General features: G+C 71.6%; 12 protein-coding genes. 1 reads left to right on the top strand and 11 read right to left on the bottom strand.

Going from position 1 to position 18,423, the window contains the following annotated elements; translation table 11 throughout:
• Positions 1-26 precede the first annotated feature (26 nt).
• From P8T65_RS37750 to P8T65_RS37780, 7 genes are all read right to left on the bottom strand, one after another.
• Positions 27-3,902, bottom strand: coding sequence for a lipopolysaccharide biosynthesis protein (locus tag P8T65_RS37750; protein ID WP_316729779.1), 3,876 nt, complete (start codon positions 3,900-3,902; stop codon positions 27-29).
• Positions 3,895-4,710: a polysaccharide deacetylase family protein gene (locus P8T65_RS37755; protein ID WP_316729781.1), complete on the bottom strand. Its 816-nt coding sequence runs from the start codon at positions 4,708-4,710 to the stop codon at positions 3,895-3,897. The genes P8T65_RS37750 and P8T65_RS37755 overlap by 8 nt, the downstream gene beginning before the upstream one ends.
• Complete coding sequence (locus P8T65_RS37760) at positions 4,707-5,756, bottom strand: glycosyltransferase family 2 protein (RefSeq protein WP_316729783.1); 1,050 nt, start codon at positions 5,754-5,756, stop codon at positions 4,707-4,709. Before P8T65_RS37760 ends, P8T65_RS37755 begins: the two co-directional genes overlap by 4 nt.
• On the bottom strand, positions 5,753-6,586 hold the full coding sequence (locus P8T65_RS37765) for a glycosyltransferase family 2 protein (protein ID WP_316729784.1): 834 nt from the start codon (positions 6,584-6,586) through the stop codon (positions 5,753-5,755). The genes P8T65_RS37760 and P8T65_RS37765 overlap by 4 nt, the downstream gene beginning before the upstream one ends.
• A gap of 352 nt (positions 6,587-6,938) precedes the next feature.
• Positions 6,939-8,060 (bottom strand): GNAT family N-acetyltransferase, encoded by a 1,122-nt coding sequence (locus P8T65_RS37770; protein ID WP_316729785.1) that lies wholly within the window; start codon positions 8,058-8,060, stop codon positions 6,939-6,941.
• 3 nt (positions 8,061-8,063) lie between these two features.
• Complete coding sequence (locus tag P8T65_RS37775) at positions 8,064-8,453, bottom strand: hypothetical protein (RefSeq protein WP_316729786.1); 390 nt, start codon at positions 8,451-8,453, stop codon at positions 8,064-8,066.
• Between the two features lie 205 nt (positions 8,454-8,658).
• Positions 8,659-9,864, bottom strand: coding sequence for a S8 family peptidase (locus P8T65_RS37780; RefSeq protein ID WP_316729787.1), 1,206 nt, complete (start codon positions 9,862-9,864; stop codon positions 8,659-8,661).
• A 315-nt stretch (positions 9,865-10,179) separates the two neighbouring features.
• Between P8T65_RS37780 and P8T65_RS37785 the strand changes: the two genes are divergently transcribed.
• Positions 10,180-10,986: an SGNH/GDSL hydrolase family protein gene (locus P8T65_RS37785; protein WP_316729789.1), complete on the top strand. Its 807-nt coding sequence runs from the start codon at positions 10,180-10,182 to the stop codon at positions 10,984-10,986.
• A gap of 39 nt (positions 10,987-11,025) precedes the next feature.
• Here P8T65_RS37785 and P8T65_RS37790 read toward each other — a convergent pair whose 3' ends face one another.
• The 4 genes from P8T65_RS37790 to P8T65_RS37805 all read right to left on the bottom strand — a co-directional run bounded on the left by P8T65_RS37790 (position 11,026) and on the right by P8T65_RS37805 (position 18,318).
• Entirely contained in the window at positions 11,026-12,753 is a 1,728-nt protein-coding gene (locus P8T65_RS37790; protein WP_316729790.1) for a serine/threonine-protein kinase, read from the bottom strand.
• A 72-nt stretch (positions 12,754-12,825) separates the two neighbouring features.
• Positions 12,826-14,649 carry a nickel transporter gene (locus tag P8T65_RS37795; RefSeq protein ID WP_316729791.1) on the bottom strand — a complete coding sequence of 608 codons (1,824 nt, stop codon included), beginning with the start codon at positions 14,647-14,649 and terminating at the stop codon, positions 12,826-12,828.
• A complete protein-coding gene (locus P8T65_RS37800) occupies positions 14,646-16,655 on the bottom strand; it encodes a tetratricopeptide repeat protein (protein ID WP_399101865.1) in 2,010 nt (669 codons plus the stop codon). Before P8T65_RS37800 ends, P8T65_RS37795 begins: the two co-directional genes overlap by 4 nt.
• Positions 16,656-16,794: 139 nt before the next feature.
• Entirely contained in the window at positions 16,795-18,318 is a 1,524-nt protein-coding gene (locus tag P8T65_RS37805; RefSeq protein WP_316729794.1) for a DUF4331 domain-containing protein, read from the bottom strand.
• Positions 18,319-18,423: the final 105 nt, after the last annotated feature.

Here is an 18,423-nt window from a genome sequence, read left to right on the forward strand (position 1 = left end):
GCAGGGCGCGCCCAGAGAGGTGGGGGTCAGGGCGCGCCCATCGTCAGGAAGCGCTGCACCAGTGAGGCCAGCAGGAGAGCCAGCAGAGGCAGGCTGAACCAGAAGCTGCTCTGGAGCCAGCGGAGTTGCCGGACGCCGGGGCGGACCGCCACCCGGACCATCTCGCGGACGCTCAGCAGCACGATCAGGGCGATCGCGGCCAGGCCGCCCACCACGGACCACGGGGTCCAGGTGACCTGCGGGCCGATCGGGCCGGGATCGGGCTCCGGGGCCTTCCCGGTCTGGTCGCGCAGGGCGAAGATCGTGGCGTCCCTGTTGGAGAAGACCTTCTCGATGTCGGCGCGCTCGTCGAGGTTCCGGATGAGCCGGGACTCCCAGTTCGCGGAGTAACCGGCGTCCATCTGGAGGTTGGTGACCTGGCTGCGGTTGACGATCAGGAAGGAGCCCGCGCCCGCGTCCTTCAGCGCCTTGGCCACACCGGACACCAGGACCGGGTCGATCGGCGCGAGCGTCGGCACGTACTCGACCTTCTCCATGTCCTGGGCGCCCCACGGCATCGCGGGTGTCACGTTGTTCACCGGGTCGTCGCTGAGCCAGAGCAGCCGTACCGTCGGATCGTCGTGGGCGTAGACGTACTCCATGGCGGCGACCTCCCCCGGGCGGACGCGCTCGAAGGGCTCGTTGCCCCAGCGGGCCACCAGGAAGCCGCCGATCAGGACGAGACCGGCCATGAGGGCGGCCAGCGGGGCGAGGCTCACCCGGTCCTTGTCGCGTTCCCCGTCGGTGACGCCGGTGCGCGGGAAGAGGGCGAGCGCGGCCAGCAGCGCGGCGCCCGGCAGGGCGAACATGAAGACCCGCAGGGCCATCTCACCGCCGTACGACTGCATGCCGAAGCCCAGGAACGGCACGAACGTCAGGACGAGCAGGGAGCGTTCGCGGTACCTGTTCGCGCGGCGGCGCCAGAAGCCGTAGCAGGCCAGGAGCATGACAGTGCCGGCGAGGGCCACGCGCGCGTACAGCACGAGCTTGTGCGTCGAACTGCCCTCGCCGATCCGGCCGGAGACCGAGGACGTGACGTTCCCGCCCACACCGCCGACCCCGCCGAAGAGTTCGTCGAAGTGGCCCGACCAGTACGGCTCGGCGAGGAAGCCCACCCAGACGGCGACCAGCACGGCGAACAGGATGGGCAGCCCCCGCAGTTCCGAGCGGCCGATCAGGACGAGGGCCGCGAGGACGCCCAGCATCACGAACGGGGTGAGCTGGTGGGCCGGGACCGTCGCCGCGTACAGCGCGATCAGGACCGCGAGGAGGACCGCCCGCTGCCGGCGGTCGGCGGGTTCCACCTCCGCCTCGCCGGGGCGCACCGTGCCCCACAGCATGTGCGGGGCGCGGAACCAGACCAGCAGGATCGCGACGAAGACCAGATAGAGGAGATAGGTGAAGCCCTGGGGGGAGAAGTAGTCCTGGCCCACCCAGCCGCTCAGGACGAAGATCCAGACGCCCGTCCACCTGGCGCGCCAGCTCGCCCGCATATGGCGGGCGAGGAGGAACATCGGTGCCAGGTACAGGAGTTGGACGGCCGTTGGCCACCAGCGGATGATCTCGGTGAAATCGGTGACCCCGCAGGCCTCGGCGACGAACGCGGCCGCCGCGAAGAACCCCGGCCAGCTCCAGCGGGCGTCCAGGTCGGGTACGGCGGAGCCGGTGCGGTCGATGTAGTCGATGAAGCCCAAATGCTGCCAGGCCGTCGCGAACCGGGGTTCGGCCTCGATCACGGCCGGCAGCGCGTGCAGCGAGAACACGGTGGCCAGCAGGGTGATCAGCAGCAGTGCGCGGTGCTCCCGGGCCGGCCACAGCAGCGAGGCGAACACGACGGCCAGCAGGGCCGCCCCGATCAGCGTCGGCGTGGGCAGCACGGAGATCAGGCCGAGGCCGCCCATGCGGTCCAGGTCGGAGTCGTCCAGCGCCAGCGCGGGCACCCAGTACAGCAGCAGCGCGGCGAGCAGCAGGAAGCCGAGGACGATCCCGGTGGTCGTGGGGTGCGGCAGTCGTTCGCGGAGGGGCGCCCGAGGTGCGTCCTGCGCGGACGGCGTCTCCTCGGCCCCGGGACTCACCGGCTCCCGTACGGACTTCTCCAGCGTCTCGGCCTCTCCTGCCGCGTCCGGTTCCCCCGCGGCCTCCTCGAACGGGGCGTCCACCTCCGGGGACGGCGCCGGGCCCAGGGAGGACTCCGAGCCCGGCTCGCGGGACTCCACCGGCAGGCCCAGCCCGGACGGAGGCAGCAGCGGACGCGTCGGCCGGTCCTGGGCCCAGGCCGGCCGGTGGTCCCTGCGCGGCACCGCGGTTCCGGCGGGCGGGGTGCCGGGGCCGGGCCGTACGTCCGGGCGGCGCTCCAGATGGTCGAAGTCGACGTGGACGCCGAGGGCGAGGGTGTCGGAGTCCAGGCGGCGGGACCAGGCGCCGCTCTGCTTCTTCGCGGCGGTGGCCACCCGGCCCAGGTCGGCGAGATCACCGTCGGGTGCCGCGTCGGCGGGCACCTCGGCGGGCCCGGCGGTCCGCAGGATCCGGTACAGCCGTGGCGCGGCGATCAGCACGATCACCGCGAGGCTGGAGATCTCGGCGACGCCCGCGCCGGTCAGGCCCATCCGGGGGAGCAGGGCCAGCGTCAGGCCGAGGACCAGGGCGCACAACAGGCCCTGCAGCCAGGCGAGTCCGGCCGTGCGGCTCTGCGCGCGCAGCACCGCGAAGTACGTCTCCATCACCACCCGCAGGACCGCGCCGACCGCGAACCAGCGCAGCAGCGGGGTCGCCGCGTCCGCGTAGCCCTGCCCGAAGACGGCCAGGATCCAGGGCGCCCCGAAGAACAGCACCGCGCACACCGGCAGCATGATCCGGGCCATCCGCTTCAGCGCGGCCCGGGTGTTGGCGGCCAGGCGCCCCGGGTCGTGGGCGCCCTCGACGGTCAGCGAGGCGCCCATGTTGATGGCGAGCAGATTGACCGTGCCGCCGATGGTGGTGGTGATGTAGAAGTACGCGTTGTCGGCGGAGCCGACCTGGGCGGCGACGATCACCGGGACCGCGTAGACGACCGCGAGGGAGAAGAGGGACCCCGTGTAGTCGCCGGCGAGGAAGCGGCCGATCTCCCGCCACGACGGGGGGTGCGCGCGCTCGGCGGTGGCCTCGACGTGCCTCGGGATCAGCCGCCGGAACACCAGCCAGCCCAGCGGCAGCACGGACATCGCGATCGCCGCGACCCAGGAGACGAAGACGCCCATGGTCGGGACCGCGGCTGCGAACACCACCAGGAGCACCAGCTTCACCGCCGAGAACACGGTGTTGCCGACCGGCACCCACACCGCGCTGCGCAGCCCGGTGAGCACCCCGTCCTGGAGCGTCAGCGTCGACCAGGCGACCACCGCGAGCACGAAGAACACGGCGTAGAGCGGATCGTGCAGAAAGCTGTACGACGACCCCCACAGGCCCAGCGTCAGCAGGAACACCCCCGCCGCGAGCGCCACGACCACCGCACTGCCCGCGTACGTGCGGAAGATCAGCCGTCCGGTGTCGCGCCCCGCGACCGGGATGAACCGGGCCAGGGCGCCCGTCAGCGTGAGCGCGGTGAGCCCGGCGAGGAGCTTCATCGCGGCGATCGCGGCGGAGCCCTGACCGACCGAGGCCTCGGTGTAGTAGCGGGCGGCGGCCAGCCAGAAGCCGAGACCGAGCACGGCCGAGATACCGGTGTTCAGCATCAGGGCGTAGGCGTTGCGGAACAGCTGGTCGCCCCCCGCGCCCCGGCCCAGCCCGGGCAGGCGCAGCCTGCGGCCGGGGCCGGGCGAGGGCCCGGTCTCCGCGGCCGGGGTGCTCTCGGCCTCGTGCGCCGTGGTGGTCGTCGTGTCAGACACGGGAACGGATGGCCTTCCGGACCTGTCGTGCTCTTCGGACCATGGCGTACCCCTTGGTGAGGGCACGGTCCCTGGCGAAGGTTCGGGCGATCGCGCGGCCCTCGACGAGCCGCTCGAACTCCGCGATGCCCGTGGAGCGCCGCACGGTCACCCGGCGCAGCGCGTACGGGCCCTGCGCGCGCCGGGCCAGCGCGTTGCCGACGGCGAGCGACTGGGCGAAGCCCGTCTCCCGCACCGCGACGCGCACCCGGCGGCTGGAGTAGCCGTACGGGTAGGCGAACGAGACGGGCGGCGTGCCCAGCTCGTCGGCGACGATGCTCCGGCAGCGCCGCAGCTCGGACCGGAGCCGGTCGTCGTCGAGCATGTCGAGCTGCGGGTGGGTGTGGCTGTGCCCGCCGATCTCCACGCCGCCCGCGGCGAGTTCGCGGACCTGGTCCCAGCCGAGCATGGTGTCGAGGGCCTCGCCGTTGTCGTGGGGGCCCTCGATCCAGCCCGTGGTGACGAACAGCGAGGCCGTGAAGCCGTGTTTGGCGAGGGCGGGCAGGGCGTGCCGGTGGACGCCCGCGTAGCCGTCGTCGAAGGTGATCAGCACGGGCCGGGCGGGGAGCGGGCGGCCGTCCCGCCAACTCGCGGCCAGGGCCGCGGTGTCGACCGGGGTGAGACCCAGGTCGTCGATGACCGCCATCTGTTCCGCGAAGGCCTCCGGGGTCACCGACAGGTCCCTGGTGGCGTCGTTCGGCGTGGTGGACACCGCGTGGTACATCAGGATCGGCACGGCCGTCCCCGCCGTCGCCGTCGTCTCCGTCATGACGAGCCCCCCTCGCCCCCCTTGCCGACCGGGCCGACCGGGCCGACCGTGCGGTCCGTGCTGTCTGGGAGTGCGCCGACCGAGAACGTGACCTCGCCCCTGCGGGCCCGGACGCTCCCGACAACGTACCCCCCGGCGGCCGCCGCCACCCCCAGGACGATCGCGCCCGCACGGCCCGCGCCCCCCACGCGCCCGAGCAGGGCGTCCCGCAGCCCGCGCGCGACCCCGGCGGGCAGCACCCGGGTGGTGTACCGGCGTTCCGACTCCAGCCCCTTGTCCGCTCCGACGCTCCGCGCCACCAGCGCCTTCGACAGGCCTTCGGCGTAGGTGCGCGTCCGGAAGTACGCCAGGCGCTCCCGTGCGTCGGGTACCCGGTGGTGGATCACCGCCCGGTCGTCGAGCAGCAGCACCGCCCCCGGCAGGGCCCGGGAGAGCCGGATGCACAGCTCCGTCTCCTCGCAGCCCAGCGGGCGTTTGTCCCCGTCCCGGCCGATACCGGTGGCGAAGCCTCCGGCCGCGTCGAAGGCGGCGCGGCGGAACGAGGCGTTGCCGCCGAGGACGTTGCGGACCTCGGCGACCCCGCCGGGCAGCCCCTTGTAGGCGCAGCCCACCACCCAGTCGAACTCCTCGGGGAACCAGGCCGGGCGGCGGCCGGACGCCCACACGGGCACCGTACGGCCGCCGACGGCCATGACGTCGGGGTCGGCGTACCCCTGGACGAAGTACCGCAGCCAGTCGCGCTCGGCCACGGCGTCGTCGTCGAGGAAGGCGATGATCTCCCCGTGCGAGGCGGCGATGCCCGTGTTGCGGCCCGCGGACAGCCCCCGGGGGCCCGCGTTGGCCAGCACCCGGACCTCGCCGCTCTCCTGGTGTTCCTTGTATTCCCTGGTCAGACGCTCCAGCAGGGTCCGGTTGTGGTCCACCACCAGGAGCGTCTCCAGGGCTGGCCGGGACTGCGCGCGCACCGAGGAGACCGCCGCGAGGATGTCCTCCCAGCGGTCCTCGGTGTACACACAGATCACGACCGAGACGGTCGGCTCGTTCAAGACGCCTCTCCCCGCCCCGCGGTGAGCATCGTGGCGTGCGAACGGCGGCGCAGGGCACGCCGGTTGGAGCGTTCCTCCAGGATCACCTTCAGCACCCGCAGTCCGTCGCGGACGGCACGCAGGTTGCTCGCGCCGTGGATGCGCAGGTACTCGTGGCTGGGGATCTCCTGCACCTTCAGGCCTGCCTTGACGACCCGGATGTTCATCAGGGTCTCCACCTCGAAGCCGGTGCAGTCGAGGTCGATCTTGTCGAGGCAGTGCCGCCAGAACGCGTTGTAGCCGTAGCACAGGTCGGTGTAGCGGGCGCCGAACTTGCGGTTCACGGTGGTGCACAGCGCCCAGTTGCCGAGCTTGCGGATCAGGGTCATGTCGTCGGTGCCGCCGCCGTTGGCGAAGCGGGATCCCTTGGCGAAGTCGGCGCCCGAGACGAGGGCGGACACGTACGAGACGATCTCGTGGCCGTCGGCCGAGCCGTCGGCGTCGACCATCACGACGATGTCACCGGTGCACGCCGCGAAGCCGGTGATCAGGGCGTCCCCCTTGCCCTTGCCCCGCTGCGGGACGACCTTGACGTCCGGCCACAGTTCGCGGGCCACCTCGACGGTGTCGTCGGTGGAGTTGCCGTCGACCAGGACCACCTCGTGGATCCAGCCCGGCAGCGTCTTGAAGACGTACGGAAGGTTCTCCGCCTCGTTCATGGCGGGGATCACCACGCTCACCGGTGGTGCGATGGCCAGGTGGTCGGAGATCGGCCGGTACTTCGCGAGCGCCGGCGTCCCGGCGCCGCCGGTATCGGATTCGGATATCGCCGGGCGCAGAACTGAGCTCATGAGTCTGGTCCCTCTCGTCCGGTGAACCACCCGCCCCTGGGTGGTCCGGAATGTTGTCCGGTTCGAAAGGGGGGTTCTCACTCAGGGCACGGCGAAGTCGATCTCCGTGCATGCCTGGTGAGCTGGCAAAGCCGGCCGACTGTCGCGACTCGGCAGTCGGTCGCGCGGCACGACTCGGTAATCGGTGCGGTCACCGAGCACGGCACCCCCCTACCGCGCCCCGCGCCGGGGCCGCCGCGCTCCTTGAGCCCTCCCCTAGGAGCATGTGCCGACGGACCGATGCGGGTGTAAGTACAACGATGCAAGACGGTATTGATGATTGCGACCATATGGCAAGACCTCGTACGAGGACTCACGTTTTTGATGATGTGTCCGTTACCTGGCCCCCCGACCGGAATTTCCCCATCCGTTTCAACAATTTATCGGCTTGCTCGAACAGTTCCGGTCGCGCCAGGACCGTGTTGCGCAAGGCCCGGACCGGTGCCCGTCGAGCCCGGTGCCCGAGCGCCACCGGATGGCGTCGGGTGACCCACCCCTCCGACACGGAGATCTCCCGGGTCTTCAGGGAATCCTTGTACTGCTTCTGCCCCCGGCCCAGATCCAGATAGGCGATGCCGTCGGCGGCTCCCTCCTCGGCCATGTGCAGATGCAGGAGCAGGCCCGGCGAGAACCTCGCGAACGCCGGGTCGTACGCCGGGAACCAACAGGTCAGCACCCGCTCTGAGCGCAGTCCGAAATGAGCCGCGGCCGGCTTGCCGTCCGTGTACAGCACGGACAGCTGGCCGGCGAAGGAGGCGGAGCGGGTGTGGAAGAGGCGGTGCACCAGGCGGGTGATCCACGGGTGCGCGAAGCGGTCGCTGCGGCCCGTCCTGCGGTACTGCGCAGACTTCCAGGCCATCAGGGTGCGCAGGGCCGCCGGGTCGCGCTCGTCGTGCACGTAGCGCACCTCGTCCACCGCGCGGCCGAGCCTGCGCTCCTTGGCGAACGTCGAGCGGACGAACTTCGGCGAGCGGGCGCGCAACTGGCCGAGATAGGCCTCGTAGCCCTGCTCCAGGTCCATGACCGGCGACGGAAAGCTTTCGGTGACGTGCGCGGCGAACGGCGTCTGGCCCTCCGCCAGGTGGTCGAACTCCCACACCGCGAGCCCGCAGGCCCGCAGCAGCTCCTGGGCGTCCCAGGTGAAGCCGGGGCGGTGGACCACACCCTGGCAGTCGGAGAGGCCGAGACCGACGGCTCTGCCCACCCCGACGGTTGATCTCTGGTACGGGAAGAAGGCCGCCGGTTCGCCACCCTCCCGTATGACCGCGATCCGTACGCCGCGTCGGCAGCTGCCCACCGCGAGGGCGAACTCCGGGGACAGGAACGGATTGGCCAGCTCGGGAGCGCCGTGGAGATGGGCCTTCGACTGCAAAGCGGTCCAGGCCGCCCGGTCGGCGGCCGTCAGCTCGCCTGGGCGGTACACACTGATGTCCACGTCTCAGGTCCGTCTTCTCTCCGTACGGCCGCGCAGGAGCCGTACCAGACTCGGCAGAATGACGAGCGAGCTGATCACGGTCACGGCCGTGATCCCACCGGTCACCGACCACGAGTGGGTGGCGATCATGCCCTGGGCGACGAGGAGGTTCACCGCGATCGCGCCCGCGAGAGACGTCACGACCCGGCCGAACGGCTCCAGCCCGTGCAGCGCGGCCCCGATGGCGGCTCCTGGCGCGACGAGGAGGAAGAACAGAGCGAACGGGCCGCGCAGCACCGAGTCGGAGCCGGCGAACGCGAGCACCGCGCCGACCCCCGCCACGGCCGCGGCCACACCCGCCAGCAGCGGCCCCCCACTGCCTGACGACGATGGCTTGATACGCAAGGTCTGCATTGGCGACTTTGCCCCCTGAAGCGCCGGATGCCGGGCTTCAATGTCGCTCAGTCGGCGCGGGGGAGTCAATACGTCGAGACCCGCCACGCCCGACCGTACGTCCAATTGTCATACGGCGGCGGGGGAGTGCGCGGTCGCACACGAGAATCCCCGGAGGCGACCCGCGCCTCCGGGGAAACATCTCTTCAGGGCGTGGCGGCCACCCTTACGGGACGATCTGCAGCAGACGGTTCGGGGAACCGGTGCCGGGGCTGGTGACCTTGCCGGTGACGGCGCCGGCGGTCAGGGCCGAGGCGACCTGGGCCGGGGTGGCCGAGGTGTGGCCGGCCAGGTAGATCGCGGCCGCGCCCGCGACGTGCGGCGTGGCCATCGAGGTGCCCGAGATGGTGTTGGTCGCGGTGTCGCTGGTGTGCCAGCCCGCCGTGATCGACGAACCCGGGGCGAAGATGTCCAGGATCGACCCGTAGTTGGAGTAGCTCGCCCGCGCGTCCGTGCTGGTGGTGGCGCCGACGGTGATCGCCTCGGTGACGCGGGCCGGGGAGTACGAGGAGGCGTTGGCCCTGCTGTTGCCGGCCGCGACGGCGTAGGTCACGCCGCTGGCTATGGAGTTGCGGACGGCCGTGTCGAGCGCGGTGGAGGCGCCGCCGCCGAGGGACATGTTGGCGACGGAGGGGCCGCTGTGGTTCGCGGTCACCCAGTCGATGCCCGCGACGACACCGGCAGTGGTGCCCGAGCCGGAGTTGTTGAGCACCCGCACGGCCACGATCTTCGCCGACTTGGCGATGCCGTAGGTCGAGCCCGCGATGGTGGAGGCGACGTGCGTGCCGTGGCCGTTGCCGTCCTGGGCCACGGTGTCGCCGTCGACGGCGTCGTAGCCGTTGACCGCCCGGCCGCCGAACTGCGTGTGCGAGATGCGTACGCCGGTGTCGATGACGTACGCGGTCACTCCGCTGCCCGCGCTGTCCGGGTAGGTGTAGGTACCGGACAGCGGCAGTGACGCCTGGTCGGAGCGGTCCAGGCCCCAGGGGGCGTTGGTCTGGGTGGCGTCGGCCGTGAAGATCTGGTTCTGCTCGACGGAGGCGACCGCCGGGTCGCCGGCCAGTCTCTTCGCCTCGGTGGCGGAGAGCTCGGCCGAGTAGCCGTTGAGCGCGGACTTGAAGGTCCGCTTCACCGTGCCGCCGTACTCCTCGACCAGGTCCTTGCCGGCGCTCGACGCGGCCTTGAGGCCCGCGCTCTTCTTGAGCGTGACGATGTAGCTGCCCTTGATGGCGGTGGGGGAGTCCGCCGCGAGCACCTTGCCCTCGGCCGGGGCGGCCTGGGCGGGGAGCGCGGTCAGACCGCCGAGCAGGGCGGTGGTCGCCAGGGTGGTGACGGCGGCGACGCGGATGTTCTTGATACGCAGGTGTGCCATTACGAGGGTTTCCTCCTCATAGGCGACGCGTGCCTGGGTGGGGCGCGCGTCCGTGGGGGGTGCGTGCGGGATCGCGCGCACGGCCGGGAACGTCGCGTTCCGTTCGCGGCTGTAAGCAGACTGGGTGATCTACGGGTGTAGCTCAAGAGAGTTGAAGCGTTGTCATGTTTCTGTCACACATCTGAAATCGAACAAGGGTGGGAGCGTGGTGGATACAGCTGCTTGCGGGAGGGAAAGTATTGACATGAACACTTCCGATCAACACGCGTAGTTGCTACGACGGTTGAGGCAGAGATCCTGCTAAAGGGAGGTTCCATGAGACGTTCCCGACTTGCGGCATACATGACCTCACTCCTCCTCGCCGTCGGCGCGGGCCTGACCGGGGCCGCGACGGCGCAGGCGTCCCAACAGGCCGCCGCCACCGGCTATGTGGCGCTCGGCGACTCCTACTCCTCGGGTGTCGGCGCGGGGAGCTACCTCTCCTCCAGCGGCGACTGCAAGCGCAGCACGAGGGCCTACCCGTATCTCTGGGCGGCCGCCAATGCTCCCTCGTCCTTCGCCTTCACAGCCTGCTCGGGCGCCCGAACGGGTGACGTTCTGGCGAGTCAACTGGGGCCGCTCGGCGCGGGCACGGGGCTGGTCTCCGTCTCCGTCGGCGGCAACGACGCCGGCTTCGCCGACGTCATGACCACCTGCGTCCTGCAGTCCGACAGCGCCTGCGTCTCGCGCATCGACACGGCGAAGGCGTACGTCGACTCGACGCTCCCCGGCCAACTCGACAAGGTCTACTCGGCGATCAGCGCGAAGGCACCGTCCGCCCATGTGGTGGTGCTCGGCTACCCCCGCTTCTACCAGCTGGGCGGCATCTGCCCCGGCCTGTCCCAGGTCAAGCGGACCGCCATCAACAACGCATCCGACTACCTGAACACCGCGATCGCCAAACGCGCCGCCGACCACGGGTTCACTTTCGGCGACGTCCGCTCCGCGTTCACCGGGCACGAACTGTGCTCGGGCAGCGCGTGGCTGCACAGCCTCAACCTGCTGAACATCGGCGAGTCGTACCACCCGAAGGCCGCGGGCCAGTCGGGCGGGTATCTGCCGGTGTTCAGGAACGCGGCCTGAGGCCAGGAACGGTCTGGGGGCGGCCAGGACGGCCTCAGGTCAGGAACGCGGCCTGACGGCCCCGTTCAGGGCTCCGGCCTCGGCGTCGTAGTCGGCGTCGGAGTCGCTGTAGCCGTCCGGGTTCTCCGAGTCGTCGGAGGGGGAGGTCCCGCCCGTGGTCGGGGCCTCCGACTCGCACGTCACCGAGAACGCGACCTTGTTCGACTCCGTCTTCACCGGACCGCGCACCTCGACGCCGATCTCGTCCGAGTGGCTCGCGTTCGTCGAGACGACGACCCGGTCCTGCTTGGTCTTCCCGCCGCCGGACGCGAACGACAGGGTCTTCCAACCCTCGTCCTCCACCTCGCCGCTCCTCGCCACCCACCGGTAGTCGACGTCCACGGGGACGCTGCCCACGGTGAACGTCGCCGTGAAGGTGGGCGCGTCGGCGTCCTGCGGCGGACAGGTGCCGGAGTAGTCGGTGTTCACGCCCTCGACGGTCACCTCGACCGACTGCGCGGGCGGCCTGGTGGTCGGCTTGTCCTCGGTGGGCGTGTCCGAGGGCGATTCGTCGGCGCTCGTCTCGTCGCCCCCGCCGGGCTCCTCGCCCGTACCGCCGTCGTCCGTCTGGTCGTTGGTGCCGCCCACCGTGCCCGCCCCGTTGGTCGGACTGCCGTCCTTCCCGCCGTCGTCCCGGTTGACCAGCGCGTACGTCAGGCCGGCGATGGCGAAGGCGATCGCCGCGATCCCCGCCACCAGGAAGACGAGGGCCCGGCGGTTGCGGTCCGGCTCGCGGGCGGGCACCGGGGAGGGGTGGGTGGCGGCCGGGGTGGGGTGCGGCGGGGTCGGCGGCCCGTACCGGTTCGAGTCCGGTTCCGTGTTCGTGCTCGCGCCCGCGACCGGGAAGGCGGCCACCGTGGGGCTGTACGGAGTCGTCGCGTCCGTGTGCGGGGTGCCTCCGGCGCCGATGATCCGCAGGTCCCGCTCGGCCTGCTCGGCGGAGATCCGTTCGGCCGGATCCTTTCGCAGCAGCCCCTCGATCACCGGAGCCAGCGGCCCGGCCCGGCGCGGCGGCGGAAGCTCCTCGTCGACGACCGCGCGCAGGGTGCTCAGCGGAGTGTTCTGCCGGAACGGCGAGTTGCCCTCGACCGCCGCGTACAGCAGCACCCCGAGCGACCACAGGTCCGACTCGGGGCCGAACGCCCGGCCGAGCGCCCGCTCGGGGGCGAGGAACTCCGGGGAACCGATGACCTCACCGGTCATGGTCAGCGCGGAGCTGCCCTCGACCGTGGCGATGCCGAAGTCGGTGAGCACGACCCGGTTGTCGTTGGAGATGAGCACGTTGGCCGGTTTCACGTCACGGTGCAGCACCCCGGCCTCGTGCGCGGCGCGCAGCGCGGACAGCACCTCGGCGCCGATGTGAGCGGCGCGCTGCGGGGACAGAGGCCCCTCGCCGTCCAGGAGGTCGGCGAGCGACAGACCGCGCACCAGCTCCATCACGATCCACGGGCGGCCGTCCTCCATCGCCACGTCGTACACCGTGACGACATTGCGGTTGGCGACCCGGGCAGCCGCCCACGCCTCCCGCTCCAGACGGGCGTACATCCGCTCGACGTCGGAGACCGCGATACCGCCCGGCGCCCGCACCTCCTTGACGGCGACCTCACGGTGCAGCACCTCGTCGCGGGCCCGCCACACGGTTCCCATGCCGCCCTCGCCCAGCGGGGTCAGCAGCCGGTAGCGGCCCGCGATCACCCGTTCACCGCCCGGTTCTTCGGACACGGCCATCCCCCGTCACTCGCATCCGCACGCGCATCGGCCCGGAATCTCCACTCCGTGCTATTTCTTCCCAAAAGTAGCTCAGCCGAGTGCGGATGTTGCCCCCCTGAACACCAGAACGGCCCCGAGCGTGACGACCAGCAGAGCCGACGCCAGCGGTACGGTCCTGCGCACCAGCGCGGCCGTCGGCCCGCCGAGCCGGCCCTCGCCCCGGTCCATCACCCGTGTCACCCAGCCGCCCGCCTTCACGACGGCGTAGCCGGCCGCGGTCAGCGTGAGCGCGAGGCCGATGCCGTACGCCAGCACGAGCAGCAGTCCGAACCACGCCTTCCCCAGTGCCGCCGCGCCGACCAGGACGACCACGGCGGACGGGCTCGGCACCATGCCGCCCGCGAAACCGAGCAGGATCGTGCCGCGCAGGGTGGGCGCGGTGGGGTGGGTGTGGGTGAAGCCGCCGTGGGTGTGCGTGATTCCGCCGCCGAAGAGGGAGCGCTTCTCTTGGGGCGCGTCGTCGTGGCTGTGCGGGTGGCCGTGGTGGTCATGGCCGTGGTCGTGCTTGTCGCCGTGTTGGTGGTCGTGGGTGTGGGGGGTGACCGGCGCGTGGGTGTGCGTGTGGGGCTCGCCGTGCGCGTGGGCGTGTGAAGGAGCGGCCTGGGCGAGTACGAGCTCCCGGCTGGGCTCCGGCTCGTGGTCGTGCGCGTGGGTGTGCCCGTGCGTGTGGCTGTGGTCGTGGCCATGGTCGTGCTCGTGGTTGTGGTCATCGCCGTGGCCGTGGCCGTGGCCGTGGCCGTGGCCGTGATCGTGATCGTGATCGTGCCCATGGTCGTGTGAGTGCCCGTGGCCGTGCCCGTGTGCGCTCGCGTGGGTGAGGGCCAGTTTGCGGTTGAGCCATGCGCGGCGGGCGAGGGCGACGCCCGCGCCCATCACGAACAGGCCGCTGGCGATGCCCAGCCAGGTGATCACGGACGGGGCGGCGGCGGAACCGGCCAGGACGAGCAGGCCGAGGGCGACGACGCCCAGGGTGTGGGTGACCGTCACGGACGCGGCCATGGGCAGCACGTCCCGCATCCGGGCCCGGTCGCGCGCGGCGGCCGTCGCGGCCATCAGGGTCTTGCCGTGACCCGGGCCGAGCGCGTGCATGGCGCCCAGGAACAGGGCGATGCCGAAGGCCAGGGCGCCGAACCCGAAGGTGAGGTCCTGGCTGGAGACCAGGTCGTCGAGGGCCCTGGTCCAGCGGTCAGCGCCGCGCGGGAGGATCGAGGCGCCGGGCGCGGCGCTCTCCCGCTCGGCCAGCGCGGGACCGCCCGGCCGCACCTGGAGCGAGGCCGTGGCCGTGTCCTCCGGCGACTGCAACAACTCCGCGGGGTAGTCGGTGAGTCGCTTCGACACCGACTCCTCGGGCACATCCGACCCGGCCAGGGTCATCCGGTCGCCCTGGGCGGTGACCTCGCGCCAGCCGGGGCCGGAGTCCACGGCGGCGTGAAAGCGTACGTCGGCGGCCCGGTCCGGCAGTGCGGCCGTCAGCCGGCACTCCACCCGCAGCGTCTTCAGCCCCGCCTGGCCCGGCCGCTCCTCGGCGCGGCTCGACTTCAGGGCCACCTCGGCGGCGCTCCCGTCGACGGTGACCTCACTGCCCTCGGCGGCCTTCTCGCACCGCTCCCGGGCCCAACTCTCCACGCCCTGCCGCTTGATGGCGGGTGCGGCCTGGGTCGCCGGGATCTCCGCCAGGTCCTCGACGTGGAGGATCCTCAGCTGCTCTGGGGCGGCGACCAGGCCGTCGTACCGGTTGACGGTGAAGTTGCCGAGCGGGTGGGCGCTCGCGGCTTCGGCGGGGCCGAGGACGAGCGCGCAGGCGGCCGCCAGGACCGCCGTGCCGGAGGCGAACACGCGCCGGGGAGAAATCACTTGGCGGTCTCCAGAGCCTGCAGTGCCTTCAGGGTCTCGCGGGCCTCGGCCGCGCCGAGCGGCGAGAAGCCGGCGTTGAGGTCGAGCGCCGCCTTCAGGGTCGTGCGGGCGTCCTTCTTGTCGCCGGCCGCGTACTCGACCATGCCACGGTGGTACAGGAAGGTCGCGTCCTTGTAGCCGGTGGCGGTGGCCCGGCGCGCGTACGGCAGGGCCTCCTCGTCGCGGCCGTTGACGTGCAGCGCCCAGGCGAGGGCGTCCGCCGTGTGCACCGTCTCGCGGCGCTTGAACTCGGCCTCCGCGGCCCGCAGCGCGGCCTTGGTGTCGCCGTGGTCGGCGGCGGCCAGCGCGGTGTCGAGGTCGGCGTTGACGCCGTTGGCGCGAGCGATGGCGGTGTAGGCGTCCACCAGCGCGTACTGGTCGTTCGCCTTGGTCCTGTCGCCCTCGGCCTCGTACAGCTCGCCGAGTACGACGAGCGGTCCCGGCAGCGGGTAGGAGGAGACCACCTGCTCCAGGCCGCGGATCGCCTCCGCGCCGTCGCCGCTCGCGGCCTGGGCGCGGGCGCGGCCCTCAAGGGCGGGGAGGTAGGTGTCGTCGGCGCCGAGGGCGCGGGCGTAGTGGTCGAGCGCGGTCCTGTGATCGCCCTGCTTCCAGGCGAGTTGGCCGAGCTGGGTGGCCACGTAGGCGATGTCGCCGCGGGTGGCCGCCGAGTCCAGGGCCTGCTCCAGCACGCGTCGGGCGGTCTTCACGTCGCCGCGCAGCTCGTACACGTAGGCGTAGCGGGTGAAGACGGGGATGCCGGGGCGGCGGGTGTCGGCGAGGCGGACCGCCGCCAACGCGTCGTCGTAGCGGCCGAGTTCGACGAGGGCGTCGACGCGGCTGCACAGCGCCCGCTCGCTGTACGGGTTCTCCTTCAACGCCCGGTCGGCGAACCGCAGGGCGTCCTCGAACTCGTGGCGGGCGGCGGCGAGGGCGGCGAGGCCCGCGAGCGCCGGGTCGTTGTCCGGGCGCAGCTCCAGCGAGCGCTGCAGGGCCTTCTCGGCCTGCGGGTAGCGGGAGGGGTCGCCCTTGACCCGGGCCTGCTCGACATAGGCGAGGCCGAGCGTGGACCAGGAGCCGAAGTCCTTGGGCTGTTCCTTGAGATGGGCCTGGAGCCGTTCGACCGCCGTGTCGAGGTCACCGCCGGCGAGCTGGGCCGCGGACACACCCGGCGAGGAGGACATGGCCACCGTCCGGTCGTCGTCCCCGGCGCCGAGCGCCACCGCGAACCCGGTGAACGCGACGGCCAGCGCCACCGCACAAGCTCCGACCCGCACCAGCCGCCGCCCGCCCGACTCGGCCACGGGCCTCCGCCCGGACCGGGACGCCGACCCACGACCGGCCACCGGCGCGGGAGCCGGGGCCCCTTCGCCTTGTGACGCGGCCCCGGACACGGGCATCGCGTCTGAGCCGGCGTCCAGGTCGACGCCGGGCGCGGAACCGGTCTCGGTGTCGGGCGTGGGTCTGCTTTCGGTGTCGGACGCGGAGCCGGCCTTCGCGTCGGGTCCGGCGTCGGACGCTGATCCGGACCCGGTGCCAGAGTCGGCGCCGGAGTCGGCCTCCGTGTCCGACACGAAGCGGGACGCGGGTTCGGCCTCGGCATCGGGCGTGGACCCGGCCTCGGCCGCTGCGCCGGACGCCGGGCTCGGCTCCGCAGCGGAAGCCGAGTCGGGGCGAGCGTCGGCCCCGGACCCGGTCGCCGGACTGGGCCGGGACCCGCCGTCCGATGCCGGACCGGGCACCGGGGCAGACCCGGTGTCGGCCCCTCGCTCCGCCACCGTGGCGGACCCGGCGTCGGTCGGCCGAGCGGATGCTGCGGAGCCGGGGTCCGTCGGGCGAGCGGATTCGGTGGGCCCGGTGCGCGTCGGCCCGGTGGATGTGGTGAGTTGGGGTCGGTCCTGGTCGGGAGCCCCCCCGTCGGGACGCGGACGCCCGCTTCGGGGCGCGCTGTCGGTCGTACGCGGGGACATGCCCTCTCCTCAACATCCTTGCCGAGTGCGGTGTTCGTGGTCGTGGGGCGCGGCCCGCGCCGTGGGGGATGGATACGAGCGGGCCGCGCCGGTCACGTCGGCCGGGCCCCATGGGGAAGGGCCCGGACGAGGGGATCTGCTAGTAGTACGCGCGGTCGTTGCGACGGCGCCACCACAGCAGACCCGAGCCGATCAGCAGGACACCGGCCGCGCCGGCGCCGGCCGAGGCGGCGATCAGCGTGGTGTCGTCGGTGCCGCTCTCTACACTGCCGCCCAGTGCGCTGCGGACGCTGTTCGTGGTGTTGCCCTTGACCGTCTTGCCCCGCGACCCGGCCGTCGGCAGACCGACGTAGGGGAAGGACTTGCCGAACTTCTTGTCGTTCTTGTCGACCGCGTCACCCAGGTCGTTCGGCGCGTCGACCAGTTCGCCCTCGACGACCTGGAGTGCGATGTCGATCACGTCGTCGGTGAGCCGGCGCCCGTTCGGGAAGCCCTGGTTGTCACCGTCCAGCACGCCCAGCCGCTTCGGCTTCTTGGTGGGCGCGATGGAGGTGTTGAGCCGCAGCTGCTCCGAAGGCGTCACGTGCGGGGGCTGGTTGAGCCCCTCGACGCCCTTGAGGAAGACGTCGACGAGGTCGTTGCGCGGCTCCTTGGGCGCCGGGATCTTGTAGATCGCCTCGATGAGCTTGGGCAGCTCGGGCTCGGTGACGTTCTTCAGGAACTGCCCGTCGTCCACCGGCGAGGACGCGTTGAACTTGTCCTTGTCGCCGATGGGGTTGACGACCTCGTTCACCAGCGGCATCCCGAGGCGCGAGACCTGGTGGTACCGGCCGTCGGCGCCCTGGCGCTGCGTGGTGGACCAGATGCCGACGATCGGCTGGTCCTTGGACTGGACGAGCGCCTCGCTCGGGATCTGCAGGGCGATCGAGTTGACGTTGTAGCCCTTCAGCGTGTCCCGCCCGACCTCGGAGAGGTCGCCGCCGTACAGCAGGTCGAAGACGCGCAGGTCCAGGAAGAACGGGTCGTCGGCCTGCCCGGCGTACGTGGTCACTCCGCTCGCCGTCTTGTAGACGGCCTCGTCGCGCAGCTTCTTGAAGTCCGGCATCGACGCCTTGCCGACGTTCGACGGCGCCACCCACACGTCGTCCGCGAGCTTCGTCTTGGAGACCGCCCGACGGTTCTTCAGCTTGATGAGGTCGATGTCGTACGTCTGCGTGATGTTCAGGTCCGGGTCGTCGAGGCTCTCCACGACGCCCGTGTTGTACAGGAAGGTCCTGTCGTTCTTCGTCTTCGTCTTGAACGTGTACCGGAAGATCAGGTCTTCCTGGGCGTCGCCGTCCTGGTCGACGCGAATGTCGTACTCCGCGTCCTCGGAGAAGGTGAAGAAGTTCGGGCCGCCCGCGGGCTCCTCGAAGGGGATCCAGTTCGCGATCACCGTCGTCGTGTCCGGCTTGTCGGGGCTGACGAACGCGTACACGTCGGTGTTGTCGAACTGGGGCTCCCCCGAGATGAGCGGGGCCTCCCGGTGGCTGGAGGCGGAAGCCGCCCCCGGCTCCAGCACGGTGACTCCGGCGGCCGCGAGTCCTCCGGCGGCCAGCGAAGCACAGATGAGGGACGCGATGCTCCGCCGTCCCGCGCCGCTCCTGGAAGTAGGTGTCGTCATGCCGTCCGTCCTCTGTCCCAACTTGCCTGACGAACGCCATTCGGAGCGGTCGGCAGGGTGGATTGGTCGAATCCCAAACGTTCTTACGGCGCGTTTGAAAGGTTG

This window comes from Streptomyces sp. 11x1 (assembly GCF_032598905.1).
Taxonomy (GTDB): domain Bacteria; phylum Actinomycetota; class Actinomycetes; order Streptomycetales; family Streptomycetaceae; genus Streptomyces.

Excerpts from the sequence above, each read along its gene's own strand:
- P8T65_RS37755 (WP_316729781.1), bottom strand. The coding sequence starts at position 4,710 with ATGACGGAGACGACGGCGACGGCGGGGACGGCCGTGCCGATCCTGATG.
- P8T65_RS37765 (WP_316729784.1), bottom strand. The coding sequence starts at position 6,586 with ATGAGCTCAGTTCTGCGCCCGGCGATATCCGAATCCGATACCGGCGGC.
- P8T65_RS37775 (WP_316729786.1), bottom strand. The coding sequence starts at position 8,453 with ATGCAGACCTTGCGTATCAAGCCATCGTCGTCAGGCAGTGGGGGGCCG.
- P8T65_RS37780 (WP_316729787.1), bottom strand. The coding sequence starts at position 9,864 with ATGGCACACCTGCGTATCAAGAACATCCGCGTCGCCGCCGTCACCACC.
- P8T65_RS37785 (WP_316729789.1), top strand. The coding sequence starts at position 10,180 with ATGAGACGTTCCCGACTTGCGGCATACATGACCTCACTCCTCCTCGCC.
- P8T65_RS37790 (WP_316729790.1), bottom strand. The coding sequence starts at position 12,753 with ATGGCCGTGTCCGAAGAACCGGGCGGTGAACGGGTGATCGCGGGCCGC.
- P8T65_RS37800 (WP_399101865.1), bottom strand. The coding sequence starts at position 16,655 with ATGTCCCCGCGTACGACCGACAGCGCGCCCCGAAGCGGGCGTCCGCGT.
- P8T65_RS37805 (WP_316729794.1), bottom strand. The coding sequence starts at position 18,318 with ATGACGACACCTACTTCCAGGAGCGGCGCGGGACGGCGGAGCATCGCG.